Origin of the sequence: Buttiauxella gaviniae ATCC 51604 (assembly GCF_001654835.1) — a bacterium.
Lineage (GTDB): Bacteria > Pseudomonadota > Gammaproteobacteria > Enterobacterales > Enterobacteriaceae > Buttiauxella > Buttiauxella gaviniae.
Map to the genome: position 1 here is coordinate 32274 of NZ_LXEP01000031.1, position 17929 is coordinate 50202.

A 17929-nucleotide genomic window follows, 5' to 3' on the forward strand; every position below is an offset into this window, starting at 1 on the left:
ATTGCAGGTGTTCATTGTCTTATTGTTTTTAGATCTTACCGACGAGGTCCAAAGATGGAGAAAGCGTTGCTTCACCTTCTTTCCATTTAGCCGGGCAAACTTCACCTGGGTGAGAAGCAACGTATTGAGCCGCTTCCACTTTACGCAGCAGGTCAGAGGCGTCACGGCCAATGCCTTCAGCAGTCACTTCGATAGCCTGAATGATGCCCTGTGGGTCAACGATAAAGGTACCGCGATCCGCCAGGCCTTCATCTTCACGCATGTTTTCGAAGTTACGAGTCAGTGCCCCAGTTGGGTCGCCGATCATCGCATATTTGATTTTAGCGATGGTGTCAGAGCTGCTGTGCCATGCTTTATGCGTGAAATGGGTGTCAGTTGAAACAGAGTAGATATCCACGCCCAGTTTCTGGAATTCTTCGTAGTGGTCAGCAACATCGCCCAGTTCAGTTGGGCATACAAAAGTAAAGTCAGCTGGATAGAAGAAGAAAACGCTCCAGCGGCCTTCTACATCCTTCTCGGTTACTTCAATGAATTCACCGTTTTTAAAAGCGCTGTTTTTGAATGGTTTGATTTTTGTGTTAATTAAAGACATCTGTACTTCCTCCGTTTTGCGATGGGAGAAAGGTACCGAATATTCGCATTTGGCTCTAATGGGTAGACCGTATCGAATTGATAAGTAATACCTTACAAGCGAAATGGCAGGCATAAAAAAAGCCACCCGTTGCGGGGTGGCCTTCATGTTGCGCGTTACAATTCCACTTTAAAAAATTATAACAGCGGCGCGATTAAATCATTTGCGCGCAGTATTGGTCAATCCACTCAACCGTTGTATTAACGATGGTTCTGATAGCTATTTACTATCGAACAATGCAATACCCATATTTACAGCGGGTACAATTCCGAAATAGAGCACATTTTCATGTCAGGGAAATTGCAGGACTGTGACAACAACGTTAGATTTAGCGCTCACTAATCTCTGAGTACAGCTTTGTGCCATTGTGCGCATCTATTTCGAGGGTCAGGCGTTGTCGGAAATGCTTTCAATTGTGTTGTTTGTCGCAGCTATTGCCGTATACGCCGTAAAAGCAGGTCGTAACGCCTGGTGGTTTAGCGCTATCCTTCTGATTTTAGGACTCTATATTGTCCTGAACGTGACCTTTGTTGCTAGTAACTACTTCACAGGCGATGGGATCAACGATGCTGTGCTTTACACCCTTACCAGCAGCCTGACTGGGGCAGGGATCGGGAAGTATATCTTGCCAGGTGTCGGGGTGTTTGTTGCGCTGGTGGCCGTTTTCAGCGGTTTGACCTGGATTTTACGCCGCCGTAAAAACTACCCTCACCATTTTGGCTACAGCCTGTTGGCGCTTGCGTTAGCGATGGGTTCGGTCGATGCCTCGCCAGCATTTCGCCAGGTCACAGAATTGGTGAAATCACAGACTCGTTCTGGTAACTCAGATTTTGATGTTTATTACAAAGTCCCGCAGGGGAGCATTAAAGATCCTAAATTAAACCTGGTTTATATTTACGGTGAAAGTCTGGAACGTACTTATTTACAGCCAGAGTTCTTCCCTGATTTAGCGCCGGAATTAACCGGGCTTAAAGATGAAGCAATAGATTTCAGCCATACGGTGCAATTACCCGGCACCGATTACACCATTGCCGGAATGGTCGCCTCGCAATGTGGTATTCCTTTATTTGCACCATTTGAGGGGAATTCATCAGCTTCAATGTCGAGTTTTTTCCCAAAAAATATCTGCCTTGGCGATATTCTGAAAGCCTCGGGATATGAAAACTACTTTATGCAGGGCGCAGACTTACGCTTTGCGGGCAAAGACATTTTTTTACAGTCTCATGGCTTCGACCATATGTACGGCGCGCAAGAGCTGAAAAGCATGGTCGCAGACCCGGAATACCGCAATAACTGGGGTTTCTACGACGATACGGTTCTGGACGAGGTCTATGAAAAGTATGTTGAGCTGTCGAAAAAGAATAAGCGTTTCTCACTGTTTACGCTGACCGTCGACACGCATCACCCGGACGGCTTTATCTCGAAAACCTGTAAGCGCCGTAGCTACAATTTTGACGGCAAAGAAAACCAATCCTTCAGCGCCGTGGCTTGCAGCCAGGAACATGTCGCTGCACTTATCGAAAAGATAAAAGCATCACCGTATTTTAAAAATACCGTCATTGTAGTAAGTTCCGACCATTTGGCAATGAATAACACCGCGTATAAATACCTCAATCAGCATGAAAGAAATAACCTGTTCTTTATTATTCGCGGTGATAAACCACAGGCCGATCTGGTGCCAGTTAAACGCAGTACGTTGGATAACGGTGCAACGGTATTAGATGTTTTAGGCGGCGATAATTATCTTGGCTTAGGGCGCAGTAGTTTGTCCGGGCAGTCGATTGCATCGGTATTTCTTAACGTCAAAGAAAAGGTGATGGAGTGGAAACCGGACGTAATCGATCTGTGGAACTTCCCGAAAACTATTAGCCAGTATGAGATTGATCAGAAGAAAAATACCTTTAGCTATTCAGGCGCGCATTTCAAAATGCCTTTATTGCTGCGCATTATGGATAAAAAAATAGAGCCGTTGCCTGAAAGCGAATATTCAGCACCATTGCGCTACCAACTTGCTGACTTTAAAGAAAATGACAAGTTCATTTGGGCCGATCGCTGCTTCAAAATGGCGCGTTTATGGGAACCTAAACTGGTACTTTCGACCGGACTGTGCGTGGCTCAGGGGCAAGTTGGCGGCCAACCGTCAGTGCGTTTGATTGAACAACAGCAGGAACAGCATGCGGTTGAATTTGCCAAACAGGATATCGACCAAACGCGCTTTAAAAAGAATGTCGCGTTACTGAAAGTGGATGAAAACGCCATCCGCTACCAGGCAGATAGCTTTATTTTCAATGTGCCGGGTGCGCCACTTAATGTGAAAGAGTATGCCGGTATTTCTCGTCCGGAAGAGTGGGGACGTTGGTCGAATGCGAATCTGGCACCGGAAGTGAAAATTGAATATGCCGAGCCGCTGCCCGAGAAATTTGACCTGGTAATAACAGCTAAAGCGTTTGGCCAGAATATCGGACAACCGGTGCCGGTCAAAGTCGGGAACCAGCAGCAGACACTAACGCTTGGCGAAGAGTTAAGTACCACGACGCTGCATTTTGATAATCCAGAGCGCAGTAATCTGCTGGAGATTATTCCGCCGCAGCCGCAGTTATCTAATGAAGGCAATATTCTTGGCCACGAACCGCGCAAGATTGGGATTGGGATGGGTGATATTAAGGTCGTTCCGGCAACGTAATACCCGTCATACTTCAAGTTGCAGCTGTGTTGGCTGCAACTCGAATTATTTAGGGTATTGTCAGATTTTTCTAAAGGCGTCTTATAAAACGCCTTGCCCTAACATCGCATCGGCCACTTTTACAAAGCCCGCAATATTCGCACCGCGAACATAATGCGTTTGCTTATCTTCGCCACCGTAATTCACACAGGCTTCGTGAATATCCAGCATGATGTGATGCAGGCGAACATCAACTTTTTCGGCCTTCCATCCCATACGAGCGGCGTTTTGTGCCATCTCCAGACCTGAAGTGGCCACGCCGCCTGCGTTTGCCGCTTTGCCCGGTGCGAACAACACGCCCGCGTCCAGGAACAGATTGGTCGCTTCGATGGTGGTCGGCATATTCGCGCCTTCTGCCACGGCTTTCACGCCATTGGCGATAAGCGCACGTGCGGCTTCGGTATCCAGTTCGTTTTGTGTGGCACACGGCAGCGCGATATCAACCGGTACGCTCCACGGTTGTTGCCCTTCGAGATATTGCAGGCCATACTCTTTCGCGTAATCGGCTACGCGCCCGTCGCGGCTGGATTTGATCTCAGCCAGACGCGCCAACTTCTCGGTAGTGAAACCCGCTTCATCCACGACAGTGCCGTTGGAATCCGACGCCGTTACCACGCGCGCACCCAGTGATAATGCTTTTTCAATGGCGTATTGCGCCACGTTACCGGAACCAGAAACGGCAACGCGCATTCCTTCAAAGCCCAGGCCATGACGTTTGAGCATCGCATCGGTGAAGTAGATCAGACCGTAACCGGTCGCTTCCGGGCGAATCAGGCTTCCGCCGAACGACAAACCTTTGCCGGTAAACACGCAGGCTGTGTTGTTGGAGAGTTTTTTCATCATCCCCGCCATAAAGCCAACTTCACGGCCTCCAACGCCAATATCACCTGCTGGAACATCGGTATCCGGCCCGAGATGGCGATACAGTTCCGTCATCAGTGCCTGGCAAAAACGCATGATCTCGCCTTCGCTTTTGCCTTTCGGGTTAAAATCGCTACCGCCTTTACCGCCGCCCATTGGCAATGTGGTCAGCGCATTTTTGAAGGTTTGTTCAAAGCCGAGGAATTTCAGAATTGAGAGGTTCACTGACGGGTGGAAACGCATCCCACCTTTGAATGGCCCAATCGCCGAGCTAAATTGTACGCGCCAGGCGCGGTTAACTTGCACCTGATTTTGGTCATCAACCCAGGTGACGCGGAATTGAATCACACGTTCTGGTTCAACAAGGCGCTCTAAAAGAGCCAAACGGCGATATTGCGGATTTTGCTCCAGGAACGGCCACAGAGTGGTCATGACTTCGCGAACGGCCTGAGCAAATTCAGGCTGGTTTGGGTCGCGTTGTTGTACAGAGGTGAGGAATGATTCGAGAGAAAGCGAGTTTTCCATAGATTAAGAAGTCCTTGTTATAAGTGATGTTGTAGATGTGTTGTGTTCTTTCGAATATAACATTCACTTATTACCAGGCCGCAAGTGATTTATCTTATGCTGTTTATAACTGTATTAGCGTTATTAATTGCGCAGCGTGACTTTCCCATATCACTTTGAATTTTATTTCTTTTTCAAATGGTCCGAGTGAATGATTGAGCGTCAGAATAAGATTCTTGTCATCTATTTTTCTTATGGATGCAGCTGAAAAATCAAAATAGCGCCCAACGTGGCGAAACAAGGCTTTGAATAAACTTTCTTTGGCAGAGAATGCCAGCGTTAATGCGTAATGAAAGGGGAGGGCGGTCGAGCACAGAACTTCTCTTTCCGCGCTATCAATTATGCCAGGGTAAATTTCCCCGGCGACATCTGGCGTAATAATTTCAGCACAATCAATGCCAATTCCCACACGCATTTGCGCCGAGTCAGCGATTACTGTTGCCAGCGCCACATTGCCGCTGTGAGTCATGCTGCCGGTAAACCCTGGCGGCCAGCAAGGTTCACGGTGCAGGCCAATGCCCGGAATATGATGGCTTATTCCATGAAGACGCAGCGCTTCTCTGGCAGCAATCCGGCCAGCGAGATGCTCGGCTTTGCGTTGCCTGACAGCATTTTCAAGACGCTTGTGATGCGGAAGTAACAGCAGGTCATCGGGTTGAAAAGTGGCGGCGTCAAAATCCACCCGCACGATAGTTTGCGTCGTGTCACAGAGGCTGAAATGGGTGAGCTGAGTATTCATAAGATATTTTCTCCTTCTACCATGGGGAGAAGGTTGGGATGAGGGCAGTTATCGCAGTTCCCTCTCCCAAAAGGAGAGGGACTGCATGGCCTAAGCGGAGGTCTATCAGAAATGCGTATTCAAACTGACATAGTAAGTACGTCCTGACTCGTTATATGTTTCGGCACCTGCACCGTACATATAACCGGCATCGCCACCCGTTGTTTGGGCATTACCTGCGCGCCAGTGGCGTTCATCGAAGACATTGTCGATACCCGTAGTCAGGCTGACATTCTTCGTTGCGTCCCAGGTCCCACTCAGGCCAACAATGCTATAAGGGCTAACTTCGTTGGTTTCTGTTCCCGTTGCAGGCAAACCTTTGTAGTTGTATTTCTTCGGCTGTTGTTTGCCGTACCACGTAAAGGTCGATTGCACAGAGATGTCCTGGCGAATCTGCCAGCTCAGGGTAGAGTTTACCGTATATTCCGGAATAACGGACAGGCGCTCGCCGGTCTCTTTATTCTTACTTTCCAGCATGTAAGTGATGTTATTCGTCCAGTTCACTGTATTGGAAACCGGTACGTTTAACGTGCCTTCCAGCCCTTCTACCAGTGCCTTAGGAATATTTTCCCACTGGTAAATATCGGTTTTGGTTTTGCCTGAAGAAGTCTGGCCGATTGGCGCGTAACCCGCTTCGATTTTGTCTTTATAATCATTGCGGAACCACGTAACACCAGCTAGCCAGCCGTCACGTTTGAACTCAAGACCAATCTCTTTGTTGACGCTGGTTTCAGCTTTAAGGTCTTCGTTACCCATCATGTAACAGCCCACGCCGGTGCCGCTTGCATAGCAACCCTGGCCTTTGCTGTAGAGGATGTAGTTCGGGTTGGTCTGATACAGGCTCGGTGCTTTATACGCCTGAGCAATACCCATTTTCAGGGTGAAGTCATCACCCAAACCTTGAGACAGGTTCAGAGATGGGCTCCAGTTATTACCCACGATGCTGTGATGATCAAAGCGTAGACCCGGAGTCAACATGGTGCTGTCGGTCAGTTCCATATTGTCTTCAGCAAACAGTGAGAAGATCTCTGCCTGAGAATATGGGCTACGGTTGGTGCTGTTCGACCCAGGAATTGGGCCGCCCATAAAGGTTTGACCGTTTGACGACAAATCTTTCATCTTTTGCTGGTTCCATTCGGTACCCAGCGTCAGGTTTTGGTTAAACACGAAATCAATCGGGATATTCACTTCGCTGTGCAAGAGCACATCGCTCAGATCGATATCGCTGAATTTATCGCTGGAGAAAATCCCTTCGGTGCCACCGGCCAGACCTTCACGCATACGTGAGTTGCGGGTGTGTTCGTACTGCACCCAGTTGCTGGTCGTCAGGCCGCTGTCCCAACCACCATTCCAGGTCATGGAGTAGCTCTGGCGGTAGAGGCGGTTAGTCTCCTTGCCATAGTTATCTTTCACGATTTGGTTGGTATTGGTGTTTTGGGTATCGCCGGAATACAGGTTGCCCTGGCGGCTGTAACCCGCTTCCAGTTCCAGAGATTGCATTGGTGCGAAGTCCCAACGCACGACGCCGTTGATATCTTTGTTAATTACCCCTTCGCGCCCGGCGGGCAGCGTATCGGCATAAATACCGGTGCGTTCAGACTGATGGCCCTGGTTGATGTCCCACGCATCGGCCTGAGTTTTATCGAGGTTGCCGTACAGACGGAAGCTGAAATCTCCACCCAGTGGGCCGTTCAGGCTGAAGTTGGTGCGCTTAGTGGAGCCTTCATCTTTGTGCTCAGGGGCATTGAGATAGGTGTTCCAGGTACCATGCCATTCACCGGTACCTTTTTTGGTGATGATATTGACTACACCGCCTGCCGCACCGTTACCGTAACGCGCTGCGGCCGGGCCACGAATGACTTCGATACGCTCGACCATTTCAGGTGGTACCCAGCTTGCATCACCACGTGTATCACGTTCGCCACGCCAGCCAAGTCGTACCGAGTTGCGGCTGGTGACCGGTTTGCCATCGATAAGAATCAGGGTGTTTTCCGGGCCCATACCGCGAATATCAATCTGGCGGCCGTTGCCACGTTGACCACTGGTGGAGTTACCGGTCAGGTTAACGCCTGGCATAGTGCGGACGATTTCAGAAATATCACGCGCTGGTGGGCGTTTTTTCAGCTCTTCAGCGGTGATGGTTGAAACGCCTGGTGCCTGCAAATTTTGCGCGGCGGCGGTAACAACCAGAGTGTCTTCATCAGCGTGATTTTGCGTGTCGTCATTGTTGGCTGCAGCGGTCTGAGCCGTTGCTGGTGCCGCTTGCTCTGCCGCAAAGACAGGTGCAGCAACACCGTAGATTCCCAGATTGATTAGCATTGCGAGGGAATAGTTAATTTTCTTATTCATTATGGCGGCCTGCTTTTCCGCTGGGCCCGGTGTCATTCCATTCCCAGAGGGATCGGGCGCAGCATGGATGTTACGAAGCGATACCGAAACTGTCTGCAACAGCCTCGAAATGAGGGAATCGTGCGTTCAAGTCCGGCAATTAATTGTTTTTGCACCAGTAAGCTGGTAGCCCAAAGCGCGGAAATACGCTATTGCAAATGCAAATAATTATCAATAGTATTATCAATATATTTCAGCTTAATTGATCGTTATCAATACTTTCATGGGGTTATGTTCGAGTGGTGAATTTGCTGACAGGAAGTGAGAGCTGGTGGCAGGAAAAACAGGCGCAAGGGATACCCGCCGTTACCTGTGAAAATGATGGTCTATGTGAAGTGACTTTTTTGTGGCGTGACCCTAAGGGTTGCGAGCAAATGTCACCGACAAAGCGAGTCTGGATTTACATCACGGGCGTAACGGATCACCACCAACGCTCGCGTCCGCAAACGCTAGAACGCATTGCCGGAACTGATGTCTGGCAATGGCAAACGCAGCTAACTGCTACATGGCGCGGCAGTTATTGCCTCATTCCAACAAACAGCGAAGATGATTTCCCGGCAGAGGCTTTTGAAGGCATCGTGCCGGAGCGCATGGCGCTGCGCGAAGGTTGGCGAAAACTGCTGCCACTTGCGATTGCCGACCCGCTAAATTCTGAAAGCTGGCTCGGTGGGCGAGGGCATCCAATGTCAGCACTCCATCTCCCTCATGCGCCGAAACAAGAGGGCTGGACTCAACCCGACACGCTGTATGCCGCAGCACGTTGCATAACCTGGACAAGTTCGCGCCTGAAAAATCAACGTAACGTCTGGATTTTTGCAACCGGTGACGTCCAGCCAGAGCAGCGCCCGTTGGCAATTTTGCTCGACGGGCAATTCTGGGCCGAAAGCATGCCGGTGTGGTCTGCGCTCCAGGCTCAAACCGATGACGGAGTATTGCCTCCCGCGGTTTACGTGCTTATTGATGTCATCGACAATTCAACGCGCAGTGATGAACTGCCCTGTAATGCGCAGTTTTGGCTGGCGGTGCAGGAAGAGCTATTGCCGCAATTACGCTCGCTCACCAGCTGGAATGAAACCCCGCAAACCACGGTCGTCGCCGGCCAAAGCTTTGGTGGGCTTTCTTCGCTTTATGCTGCTCTCCATTGGCCGGAACAATTTGGCTGCGTGCTCAGTCAGTCCGGTTCTTACTGGTGGCCACGTCGTGAAAACAACCAGCAAGGCGGGCAATTGATACGGCAACTGGAAGATGGGCTTGCGTGTGGAAAACCGCTGCGTATCTATCTTGAGGCAGGGGTCAGAGAACCTCTCATTTATCAAGTTAATCAACGAATTTACCCCTTACTACAACAAACACAGCGAGCTGTTTTCTACCGTCAGGTTGATGGTGGGCACGATGCGCTTTGCTGGCGAGGCGGTCTTTTGGACGGTCTCGCCTGGCTTTGGAAAGCGCCTTAAAGAGCGGAGTTAACTATGGAATTCAGTAACCCTTTCGACTCATTGCAGAGCCGTTTTTTCATCCTTGAAAATGCGCAGCAACAGTTCAGCTTATGGCCGGAACATTGTGCATTGCCCGATGGCTGGCAGGTGGTTTGTGAACCCGCATCAAATGATGAATGTAACCACTGGCTGCTTGCCAACTGGAGCAATCTTCAACCCGCCTCCTTTGCAAAAGAAGAGGTTATTGGTGAGTGAAGTAATGATGACGCAAGAACTGGAACAACAGATCAAAACCATGCCGCTTGTGGCAGCACAGCCTGGAATCTGGATGGCTGATCAGCTGTCACAACAGTCCAATATGTGGAGCGTGGCACACTATGTTGAGCTAAATGGAGAACTCAACGAAGCGTTACTGTGCCAGGCGATAGTGGCAGGCATGAAAGAGGCCGATACCCTTTGCATGAGCTTTAGCGAAGTGGACGGCGAAGCGCGCCAGTGGATAGAGCCCAACGCGTCGTTTGTTGCTCCTTGTTGTGTTGATCTGCGCAACGAAATCGATCCTAACACCACCGCACAAGCGATGATGCGCGACGATCTCGACGGGGATTTGCGCATTTCCAGCGGCAAACCGCTCTACCACCACCAGTTGCTGCGTATCAGCGACACACGCTGGTTCTGGTATCAACGTTTTCACCATTTAGTGGTTGATGGCTTCAGTTTCACCGCCATTACCCGCCGAATTGCCAATATTTATAGTGCACTTTGCCAATGCGAATCGCCAGAACCCTCGCCGTTTACACCATTTAGCGACGTGGTTGCCGAGTACCAAAAATACCGCGAAAGCGACGCGTGGAAACGCGATGCGACGTTCTGGGCTGAGAAAGCCAAACAACTGCCGCCACCCGCCACGCTTTCAACACAACCGCTCACCAGCCATGGTTCCACCACACAACTTATCCGTCAGTCGCTGAGTTTTGGCCGTGCAGATTTTCAGTGTCTGGTTGAACACGCACGGCTTCACAACCTGACGCCCGCTGATATGGCATTAGGGCTGGTGGCGTTGTGGCTCGGGCGTTTAAGTGGCAGCAATGAGTATTCCGCTGGTTTTATCTTTATGCGCCGCATGGGTTCCGCGGCACTTTGTGCCACTGGCCCGGTGCTGAATGTGCTGCCGTTTGGTGTGCGTATCGAACCCGGCTTCACCCTCGTGGATCTGGCGGCAAACCTGGCTAAAGAGCTGAAAGGTATGCGCCGTTATCAGCGCTACGATGCCGAGCAAATCCAGCGTGATTTGGGGCAGGCCGCAAGTTCAGAGCCATTATTCGGCCCGGTGCTGAATCTGAAAATGTTCGATTACCGTCTGGATTTCAACGGTATCGAAGGCATTACACATCAACTGGCCTCCGGCCCGGTACGTGATTTAGAAATTGCGCTGTATATCAGTGAACAAGGCGACTTCTCCCTTGAAATGCTGGCAAATTCCGAGCGTTATGATGCAAAAACTTTGCAGCAGCATATTGCGCGCTTGCCACTTTTGTTGCGCCAGTTTGCGGCCAATCCCGCATTACGATGCGCCGATGCCCAGTTGTTGCATGAATCCGAAATCTCGCTGCTGGAAAGCGTGAATGCCACGCAAACTCCAGTCCCGGCGACAACGTTAAGCGAGCTTATTGCGAAGCAAGCGGAGCGCACACCGGATGCCCGGGCGCTGGCGGATGAAAATCACCAGTTCAGTTATCGCGAGATGCGTGAACAGGTTCGGGCATTGGCGAGTGAGCTGCTGTTACGCGGCGTAAAACCGGGTGATGTGGTTGCCGTGGCACTCCCTCGTTCGGTCTTTTTATCCCTGGCGCTGCAAGCGATTGTTGAAGTCGGTGCGGCCTGGCTTCCGCTGGATACCGGCTATCCCGATGAGCGCCTTCATATGATGCTTGAAGATGCCGGGCCACGTTTATTGCTCACTTCTCAAGAGCAGTTGCCACGTTTTAGTGCTGTTCATGGCCTGCAAACTTTCTGCTATCAAAACGTGCTGGCAACGCTTGCGCCGCCGCAGACTCACAATCTCTCACGCCCTGCACATACCGCTTATGTGATTTTCACATCAGGCTCAACCGGCCGCCCGAAAGGGGTAATGGTCGGGCAGCAGGCCATCGTGAACCGGCTGTTGTGGATGCAAAACCACTATCCGTTAAATGGCGATGATGTAGTTTTGCAGAAAACGCCATGCAGTTTTGATGTGTCGGTTTGGGAATTCTTCTGGCCGTATATTGTGGGTGCTCAACTGGTGATGACTCCGCCAGAAGCACACCGTGACCCGGAAGCGTTGCAGCAGTTATTTTCCCGCTACCGGGTGACGACCACGCACTTTGTGCCGTCGATGTTAGCGGCGTTTGTTGCTGCTTTAAACGATGCCGACGCAGTGGCGAAATGCGCCAGTCTGAAACGCGTATTCTGTAGCGGCGAAGCGCTGCCGACCGAACTTTGCCGCCAGTGGGAGCAGCTCACCCATGCGCCGCTGCACAACCTTTACGGGCCAACGGAAGCCGCCGTTGATGTGAGCTGGTATCCGGCATTTGGTGACGAGTTAGCGCAAGTCTCTGGCAGCAGCGTGCCAATTGGCTGGCCGGTGTGGAATACCGGGCTGCGAATTCTGGACTCGGCAATGCGCCCGGTTCCACCGGGTGTTGCTGGTGATCTTTACCTTACCGGGATCCAACTGGCGCAGGGCTATTTATCCCGCCCGGATCTTACCGCCAGTCGCTTTGTTGCCGATCCTTTTGTTGCGGGCGAGCGTATGTATCGCACGGGCGATGTGGCTCGCTGGCTTGATAATGGCGCGGTGGAATACCTTGGGCGCAGTGACGATCAACTTAAAATTCGTGGCCAGCGCATCGAACTGGGTGACATCGACCGCGCTTTGCAGGCGCTGCCGGGTGTGGTTCAGGCAGTCACGCATGCTTGCGTGCTCAATAAAGAGGCCGCAAGCGGTGGCGATGCCCGCCAACTGGTGGGCTATCTGGTCTCGGCCTCAGGCGAGGTTTTGCCAGTCGACACTCTGCTTGAACAATTGAGCGACGTGCTCCCGGCGCATATGGTGCCGGTCGCGCTTATTCAGCTTGATGATTTCCCATTGAGCGCGAACGGCAAACTGGACAGAAAAGCGCTGCCGTTGCCGGAACTGGCGTTACGTGGCTCAGGGCGCGCACCGGAATCTTCTTTAGAAATCACCATTGCTGACGCTTTTGCCCATTTGCTGGGCTGCGAAATTCACTCCATAGACGACGATTTCTTTGCCCTCGGCGGCCATTCACTATTGGCTATGCGCCTCGCGGCTCAACTTCGCCGTACGCTTGAAAGGCCAGTAACCGTGGGGCAAGTGATGGTGGCGTCGACAGTCGGCCAGCTTGCTGAAATTTTGGCGCATGATTGCGACGAAGAAGAAGCGAATCGGGCAGGGTTTGAAGCCGTGCTGCCGCTGCGTAAAAGCACCGGACCAACGCTTTATTGCTTCCACCCGGCGTCTGGCTTTGCCTGGCAATTTAGCGTGTTGCAGCGCTATCTCGACCCACGCTGGTCGATAACCGGCATTCAGTCCCCGCGCCCGAATGGCCCAATGCAGCAAGCTGAAAACCTGGCGCCGGTTTGTGAAATGCATCTGCAAACCCTGCGTGAACTTCAGCCGCATGGCCCGTATTACCTGATGGGATATTCGTTAGGCGGTACGCTCGCGCAAGGTATTGCAGCGCGTCTTGAAGCGGCGGGTGAAAAGGTGGCGTTCTTAGGACTGTTAGATACCTGGCCACCGGAAACGCAAAACTGGGCTGAAAAAGGTGCCAACGAACTCGACCCGGCGGTGCTTGATGAAATCAACCGCGAACGTGAGGCTTTTGTCGCCGCACAGCAGGGGCAAGCCTCAGGTGCTTTGTTCGAGGCTATCGAAGGGAACTATGGTGATGCGGTGCGCCTGCTGACCACGGCGCAAAGTGTGCCGTTTGCGGGTAAAGCCACATTGTTTGTTGCCGAACGGACGTTGCCAGAAGGAATGGACCCGCAGCAAACCTGGGCTCCGTGGGTGGGTGAGCTTGATGTGTTCCGCCTCGATTGCGCCCATGTCGATATCATATCCCCCCATGCTTTCGAGGAAATTGGGCCGGTATTGCAGCGAGTGTTAGCGTTGGATTAAACAAATGCGGCGGCACGATTTTTTGTCTTCCGACGTTGTTGAAGAATGTCGGATGTCGCTGCGCTAATCCGACCTACGGATGAGCAGGTTTTGTAGGGGGGATTAGCGTAAGCGACATCCACCGATACTTCACGTCCGTCCGAGCGGCACCACCAGCGGCGTATGCGCCACCGGATCTTCAATAATCATGCAGCGCAGGCCGTAAATCGCTTCGATAAGTTCAGGGGTGACAATCTCGGTCGGTGCCCCTTCGGCGATAATCTTGCCGTCCCGCAAGGCGATTAAATGCGTGGCGTAACGGCAGGCCTGGTTCAAATCGTGCAGCACGGCGGCAAGCGTGTAACCTTGTTTTTGGTTGAGGTCGCGCAGCAATTCCAGCAAATCAATCTGGTGGCTTATATCAAGCCAGGTGGTCGGCTCATCAAGCAGTAAAATGGAGGTTTCCTGCGCCAGCACCATCGCAATCCAGGCTCGTTGCCGCTGGCCGCCAGAAAGCGTATCCACCGGCTGATCGGCCAAATCTTCAATGTTTGTCGCTTTTAATGCCCGCTCGACCGCTTGGCTGTCTTCTTCGCGCCAGCGCGAAAACATCGGCTGGTGCGGGTAACGGCCGCGAGCCACCAGTTCCGCCACACTAATATCCCCCGGAGCTGTGGAATTTTGTGCCAGCAAACCCACACGCCGCGCCACTTCTTTGGTGGCAAAACGGTGGATTTCATTGCCGTCGAGCCACACCTGGCCGTGCATCGGTTTCATCAGGCGGCTTAACGTGCGCAGCAGCGTGGATTTCCCGCAGCCGTTAGGGCCGATAATCGCGGTAAATTTCCCGTCAGGAATGGCAACGGTCAGGCCGTCGGCCACCACATGATTGCCATATCCAAGCCGTAATTTTTCGCCTTGCAGGCGCGATGGAGTGGAAATCTGGCTCATTTCTTACGGGACTCCTGAATCAACAACGCAATAAGATAAATACCGCCGAGACTTACGGTGACGACGCCGACCGGTAATTGATACGGCATAAACAGATGTTGAGCGCACAGGTCTGCTGCGAGCAACAGCGTTGCGCCGCATAATGCAGATTGCAGCAAACCCCAGCGTGAAGTGCCGCTCAAACGGCGGGCGATATGTGGTGCGACAAGTGCGACAAACGAAATCGGCCCGGCGAGTGCCGTTGCGGCGGCGGTGAGGATAACCCCCGTTAGCATCAACAGCAGGCGAGATCGCTCCACGGAAACACCGAGCGCGCAGGCGCTGTCATCGCCCATTTCCAGCAAACGCATGCGCCGCACTAACAATGCGCCAGCCACTAATGCCAGCAACATTAACGGTGCTGCCGGGAATAATTTCCCCCAGGTTAAACCGTTCAGGGAACCCGCATTCCACAGCCCTGCGGAAATAGCGGTTTCAAGCGAGGCATGCAGCAATAGCCAGGTATTGAACGCCACCAGCATGGCTCGCACGCCAATACCGATGATTATCAAACGGAAAGTTTCAATGCCGTTTCGCCACGCGAGCAGCCAGACCACCAGCGCAGTAATAATGCCACCAGCCATGGCGGAGGTAGCAATTGCAGTCTGGTGCTGGCCGAACAGCACCATGGCGACCAGAACACCACTCCACGCCCCGGTATTAAAACCCATCACGTCCGGACTGCCGAGCGGGTTGCGCATCAGTGACTGGAAGATGGCACCACTCACGCCCAGCGCTGCACCAATCAGCAGCGCCATGACAACGCGTGGTAAACGCCATTCAACGACGACCAGTGAGATATTGCGTGGTGCGGAGCCGAGTAGTGCGTCAATCACCTGGTTGACTGATAGTGGCAAAACGCCACTCCCCAGACTCCACAATCCGAGAATAATACTGAGCATTAATAGCATCAGGCTGCTGATTAACAGGCGAGGGGAGAGGCGGTTCAAATTCCTGCTCCTTTACGCTGGCGGCGGACTAAGTAAATGAGCATCGGTGCGCCAATAAATGCGCTCACCACTGAAACACGTAATTCGCCAGGAACCAGCATGCGGCCAACAATATCGGCGAACAGCAATAGCACCGGTGTGGCAATCAAGGTGACGGGAAGCGACCATCGGTGGTCAGCGCCCACCAGCCAACGTGCCAGATGCGGCATCATCAGGCCAATAAAAGCAATTGGTCCGACAGCGGCGGTCGCGCTGCCACACAATAAAGTGATGGCGATTAAACCGAGCAACTGAGTGCGTGCCACTTTGCTGCCAAGTGCAGTTGCAGTGTCGGTGCCCATGCTCAGGCTGTTTAGCGAACGACTGATAAGCAGCGCAATCGCACCGCCAGCCAGCACGGGCAAGACAATGACTTTCAACGTTGAGAGCGTACGGATATCGAGTGAACCGGCCTGCCAGAAACGTAGCTGGTCATAGACCACCGGGTTAAGTAGCGCGATGCCATTGCTTAAACCTTCGAGCACCGCACCGAGTGCAACACCTGCCAGCGTTAAGCGCACCGGGCTGAGTTGGCCGCCACCCTGACTACCGGTAAATGCCACCACCAGGGCAGCAAACAGCGCGCCTGAAAAGGCAAGCCCAAGGAGCGCCAGAGGAGAGGTCAGACTCCAGACGGCCGCACCCAACACAATGGCAAAACTTGCTCCGGCATTAACGCCAAGCAGACCGGGGTCAGCCAGTGGGTTTCGGGTCAGGGTTTGCATCAACGCACCGGCAAGGCCCAGCGCGCCGCCCGCAAGAATACCGGCGAGCGTGCGGGGGAGGCGAGCGTCGAGCACGATAGTGCAATCTGCACTTTGGCATTGGCTGCTAAGTGCATCGATAACCACTTCGGCAGGGAGGGATTTGGCACCTAATAACAAACTGAGTATTGCCATTAAAACGAGTAAAAACAGCAAACTCAGCAGGATGAACCAGCGTGACATACGTTGTATATCCTTCACTTCGTAGCCCTACAAAAATCATGTAAAATTAAATGATAGTTATTATCATTATCACTCTTATTTGTTTATGTTAGCATGAGCCGCCTCGTACCCGGAAAGAAAAATTCGCTTTAAGGCCATGTAATGAACCGCAATTCTTTGCTGCTTAATCTCAGTTTACTCAAGACTCATCCCGCTTTTCGTGCGGTCTTCCTCGCCCGTTTTATCTCCATTGTTTCGTTGGGGTTGTTGGGCGTTGCGGTGCCGGTACAAATTCAGACCCTGACGGGTTCTTCTTTGCAGGTCGGTCTTGCGGTGACGCTAACCGGTTCGGCGATGTTTATCGGTTTGATGATGGGGGGTGTGCTGGCAGACCGCCACGAGCGCCGCCGCCTGATTCTTCTGGCCCGTTCTACCTGCGGCGTCGGCTTTATTGGCCTGACGATTAACGCCGCATTACCTGAACCATCGCTGGCGGCGATTTACCTGCTTGGCGTGTGGGATGGGTTCTTTGGTGCGCTCGGTGTGACTGCGCTTTTAGCCGCAACACCTGCGCTGGTGGGGCGTGAAAACCTGATGCAGGCAAGTGCGATTACCATGCTCACAGTGCGCCTGGGCTCGGTGATTTCACCGATGATCGGCGGGCTGCTGCTGGCGTCGGGCGGCGTGGTGTGGAACTACGCGCTGGCTTCCGTCGGCACCTTTATCACTTTGCTGCCGTTGCTGAGTTTGCCGAAACTGGCACCGCCACCACAAGCGCGTGAAAACCCGCTGCTGTCACTGTGGAATGGTTTACGTTTTCTGGTTGGCCACCCGATTATCGGCGGCATTGCGTTAGTCGGCGCGTTGCTCACGATGGCGAGTGCGGTGCGCGTGTTATATCCGGCGCTCGCCGGGCACTGGCAAATGAGTGCGGCGCAAATCGGCCTGATGTATGCCGCCGTACCACTGGGAGCCGCCATTGGCGCGTTGACCAGCGGGCGTATTGCCCATCACGCGAGTCCGGGCATGATCATGCTGGGAACGGGTATTGTGTCGTTTATCTCGATTGGCATTTTCAGCCTGATGCCGGTTTGGGGGCTTGGGCTGGCGTGCCTTGCGCTGTTTGGTTATCTCAGTGCGATTAGCTCTTTGTTGCAATACACGCTAATTCAGACGCTTACCCCGGACGGGATGTTAGGGCGTATCAACGGCCTGTGGACTGCGCAGAACGTGACGGGTGATGCGATTGGTGCTGCGATTTTGGGCGGAATGACCGTTGCTATGACGCCTGTTGCGGCTGCAAGCTCGGGTGGTTTTGCGCTGACGATATGCGGGGTTGTGCTGGCGATTGTGCTGGTGCAATTGCGACGTTACCAGCAAACCGTTCCTGCTTAAAACATGAACCATGTCGGATGTCGCTGTGACATCCGACATGGAAAAACCACGCAATCACCTCAAAGCAGTAGGTCGGATTAGCGTTAG

General features: G+C 52.5%; 12 protein-coding genes. 5 read left to right on the forward strand and 7 right to left on the reverse strand.

What is annotated here, in order from left to right; all coding sequences use genetic code 11:
* Nucleotides 1-28 precede the first annotated feature (28 nt).
* Nucleotides 29-592 carry an alkyl hydroperoxide reductase subunit C gene (gene ahpC, locus M977_RS16025; RefSeq protein WP_064516803.1) on the reverse strand — a complete coding sequence of 188 codons (564 nt, stop codon included), beginning with the start codon at nt 590-592 and terminating at the stop codon, nt 29-31.
* A gap of 442 nt (nt 593-1034) precedes the next feature.
* Here ahpC and opgB point away from each other — a divergent pair, with 442 nt between their 5' ends.
* Entirely contained in the window at nt 1035-3314 is a 2280-nt protein-coding gene (gene opgB / locus M977_RS16030; RefSeq protein ID WP_064516805.1) for a phosphatidylglycerol--membrane-oligosaccharide glycerophosphotransferase, read from the forward strand.
* A gap of 81 nt (nt 3315-3395) precedes the next feature.
* On the opposite strand, the gene gdhA is transcribed toward opgB, so the two are convergent.
* From gdhA to M977_RS16045, 3 genes are all read right to left on the reverse strand, one after another.
* Entirely contained in the window at nt 3396-4739 is a 1344-nt protein-coding gene (gene gdhA, locus M977_RS16035) for an NADP-specific glutamate dehydrogenase (RefSeq protein WP_064516807.1), read from the reverse strand.
* A 103-nt stretch (nt 4740-4842) separates the two neighbouring features.
* The gene (entD, locus tag M977_RS16040; RefSeq protein WP_064516809.1) at nt 4843-5517 is read right to left on the reverse strand and encodes an enterobactin synthase subunit EntD; all 675 of its coding nucleotides are present in this window, start codon (nt 5515-5517) and stop codon (nt 4843-4845) included.
* Between the two features lie 105 nt (nt 5518-5622).
* Complete coding sequence (locus M977_RS16045) at nt 5623-7905, reverse strand: TonB-dependent siderophore receptor (protein ID WP_064517647.1); 2283 nt, start codon at nt 7903-7905, stop codon at nt 5623-5625.
* A 278-nt stretch (nt 7906-8183) separates the two neighbouring features.
* Between M977_RS16045 and fes the strand changes: the two genes are divergently transcribed.
* Genes fes through M977_RS16060 form a run of 3 tightly spaced genes read left to right on the forward strand, consistent with a single transcriptional unit; the run spans nt 8184 to nt 13563 of the window.
* The gene (gene fes, locus M977_RS16050) at nt 8184-9398 is read left to right on the forward strand and encodes an enterochelin esterase (RefSeq protein WP_064516811.1); all 1215 of its coding nucleotides are present in this window, start codon (nt 8184-8186) and stop codon (nt 9396-9398) included.
* Between the two features lie 15 nt (nt 9399-9413).
* Nucleotides 9414-9635: an MbtH family protein gene (locus M977_RS16055; RefSeq protein ID WP_064516814.1), complete on the forward strand. Its 222-nt coding sequence runs from the start codon at nt 9414-9416 to the stop codon at nt 9633-9635.
* Between the two features lie 4 nt (nt 9636-9639).
* Nucleotides 9640-13563: an enterobactin synthase subunit F gene (locus M977_RS16060; RefSeq protein WP_064517649.1), complete on the forward strand. Its 3924-nt coding sequence runs from the start codon at nt 9640-9642 to the stop codon at nt 13561-13563.
* Nucleotides 13564-13692: 129 nt separating this feature from the next.
* Here the strand turns inward: M977_RS16060 and fepC are convergent, their stop codons facing one another.
* Genes fepC through fepD form a run of 3 tightly spaced genes read right to left on the reverse strand, consistent with a single transcriptional unit; the run spans nt 13693 to nt 16468 of the window.
* The gene (fepC, locus tag M977_RS16065) at nt 13693-14493 is read right to left on the reverse strand and encodes an iron-enterobactin ABC transporter ATP-binding protein (protein WP_064516816.1); all 801 of its coding nucleotides are present in this window, start codon (nt 14491-14493) and stop codon (nt 13693-13695) included.
* The gene (fepG, locus tag M977_RS16070; RefSeq protein ID WP_064517651.1) at nt 14490-15443 is read right to left on the reverse strand and encodes an iron-enterobactin ABC transporter permease; all 954 of its coding nucleotides are present in this window, start codon (nt 15441-15443) and stop codon (nt 14490-14492) included. Before fepG ends, fepC begins: the two co-directional genes overlap by 4 nt.
* A 35-nt stretch (nt 15444-15478) precedes the next feature.
* The gene (fepD, locus tag M977_RS16075; RefSeq protein WP_064516818.1) at nt 15479-16468 is read right to left on the reverse strand and encodes a Fe(3+)-siderophore ABC transporter permease; all 990 of its coding nucleotides are present in this window, start codon (nt 16466-16468) and stop codon (nt 15479-15481) included.
* A gap of 141 nt (nt 16469-16609) precedes the next feature.
* Here fepD and entS point away from each other — a divergent pair, with 141 nt between their 5' ends.
* Entirely contained in the window at nt 16610-17842 is a 1233-nt protein-coding gene (gene entS / locus M977_RS16080) for an enterobactin transporter EntS (RefSeq protein WP_064516820.1), read from the forward strand.
* Nucleotides 17843-17929 lie beyond the last annotated feature (87 nt).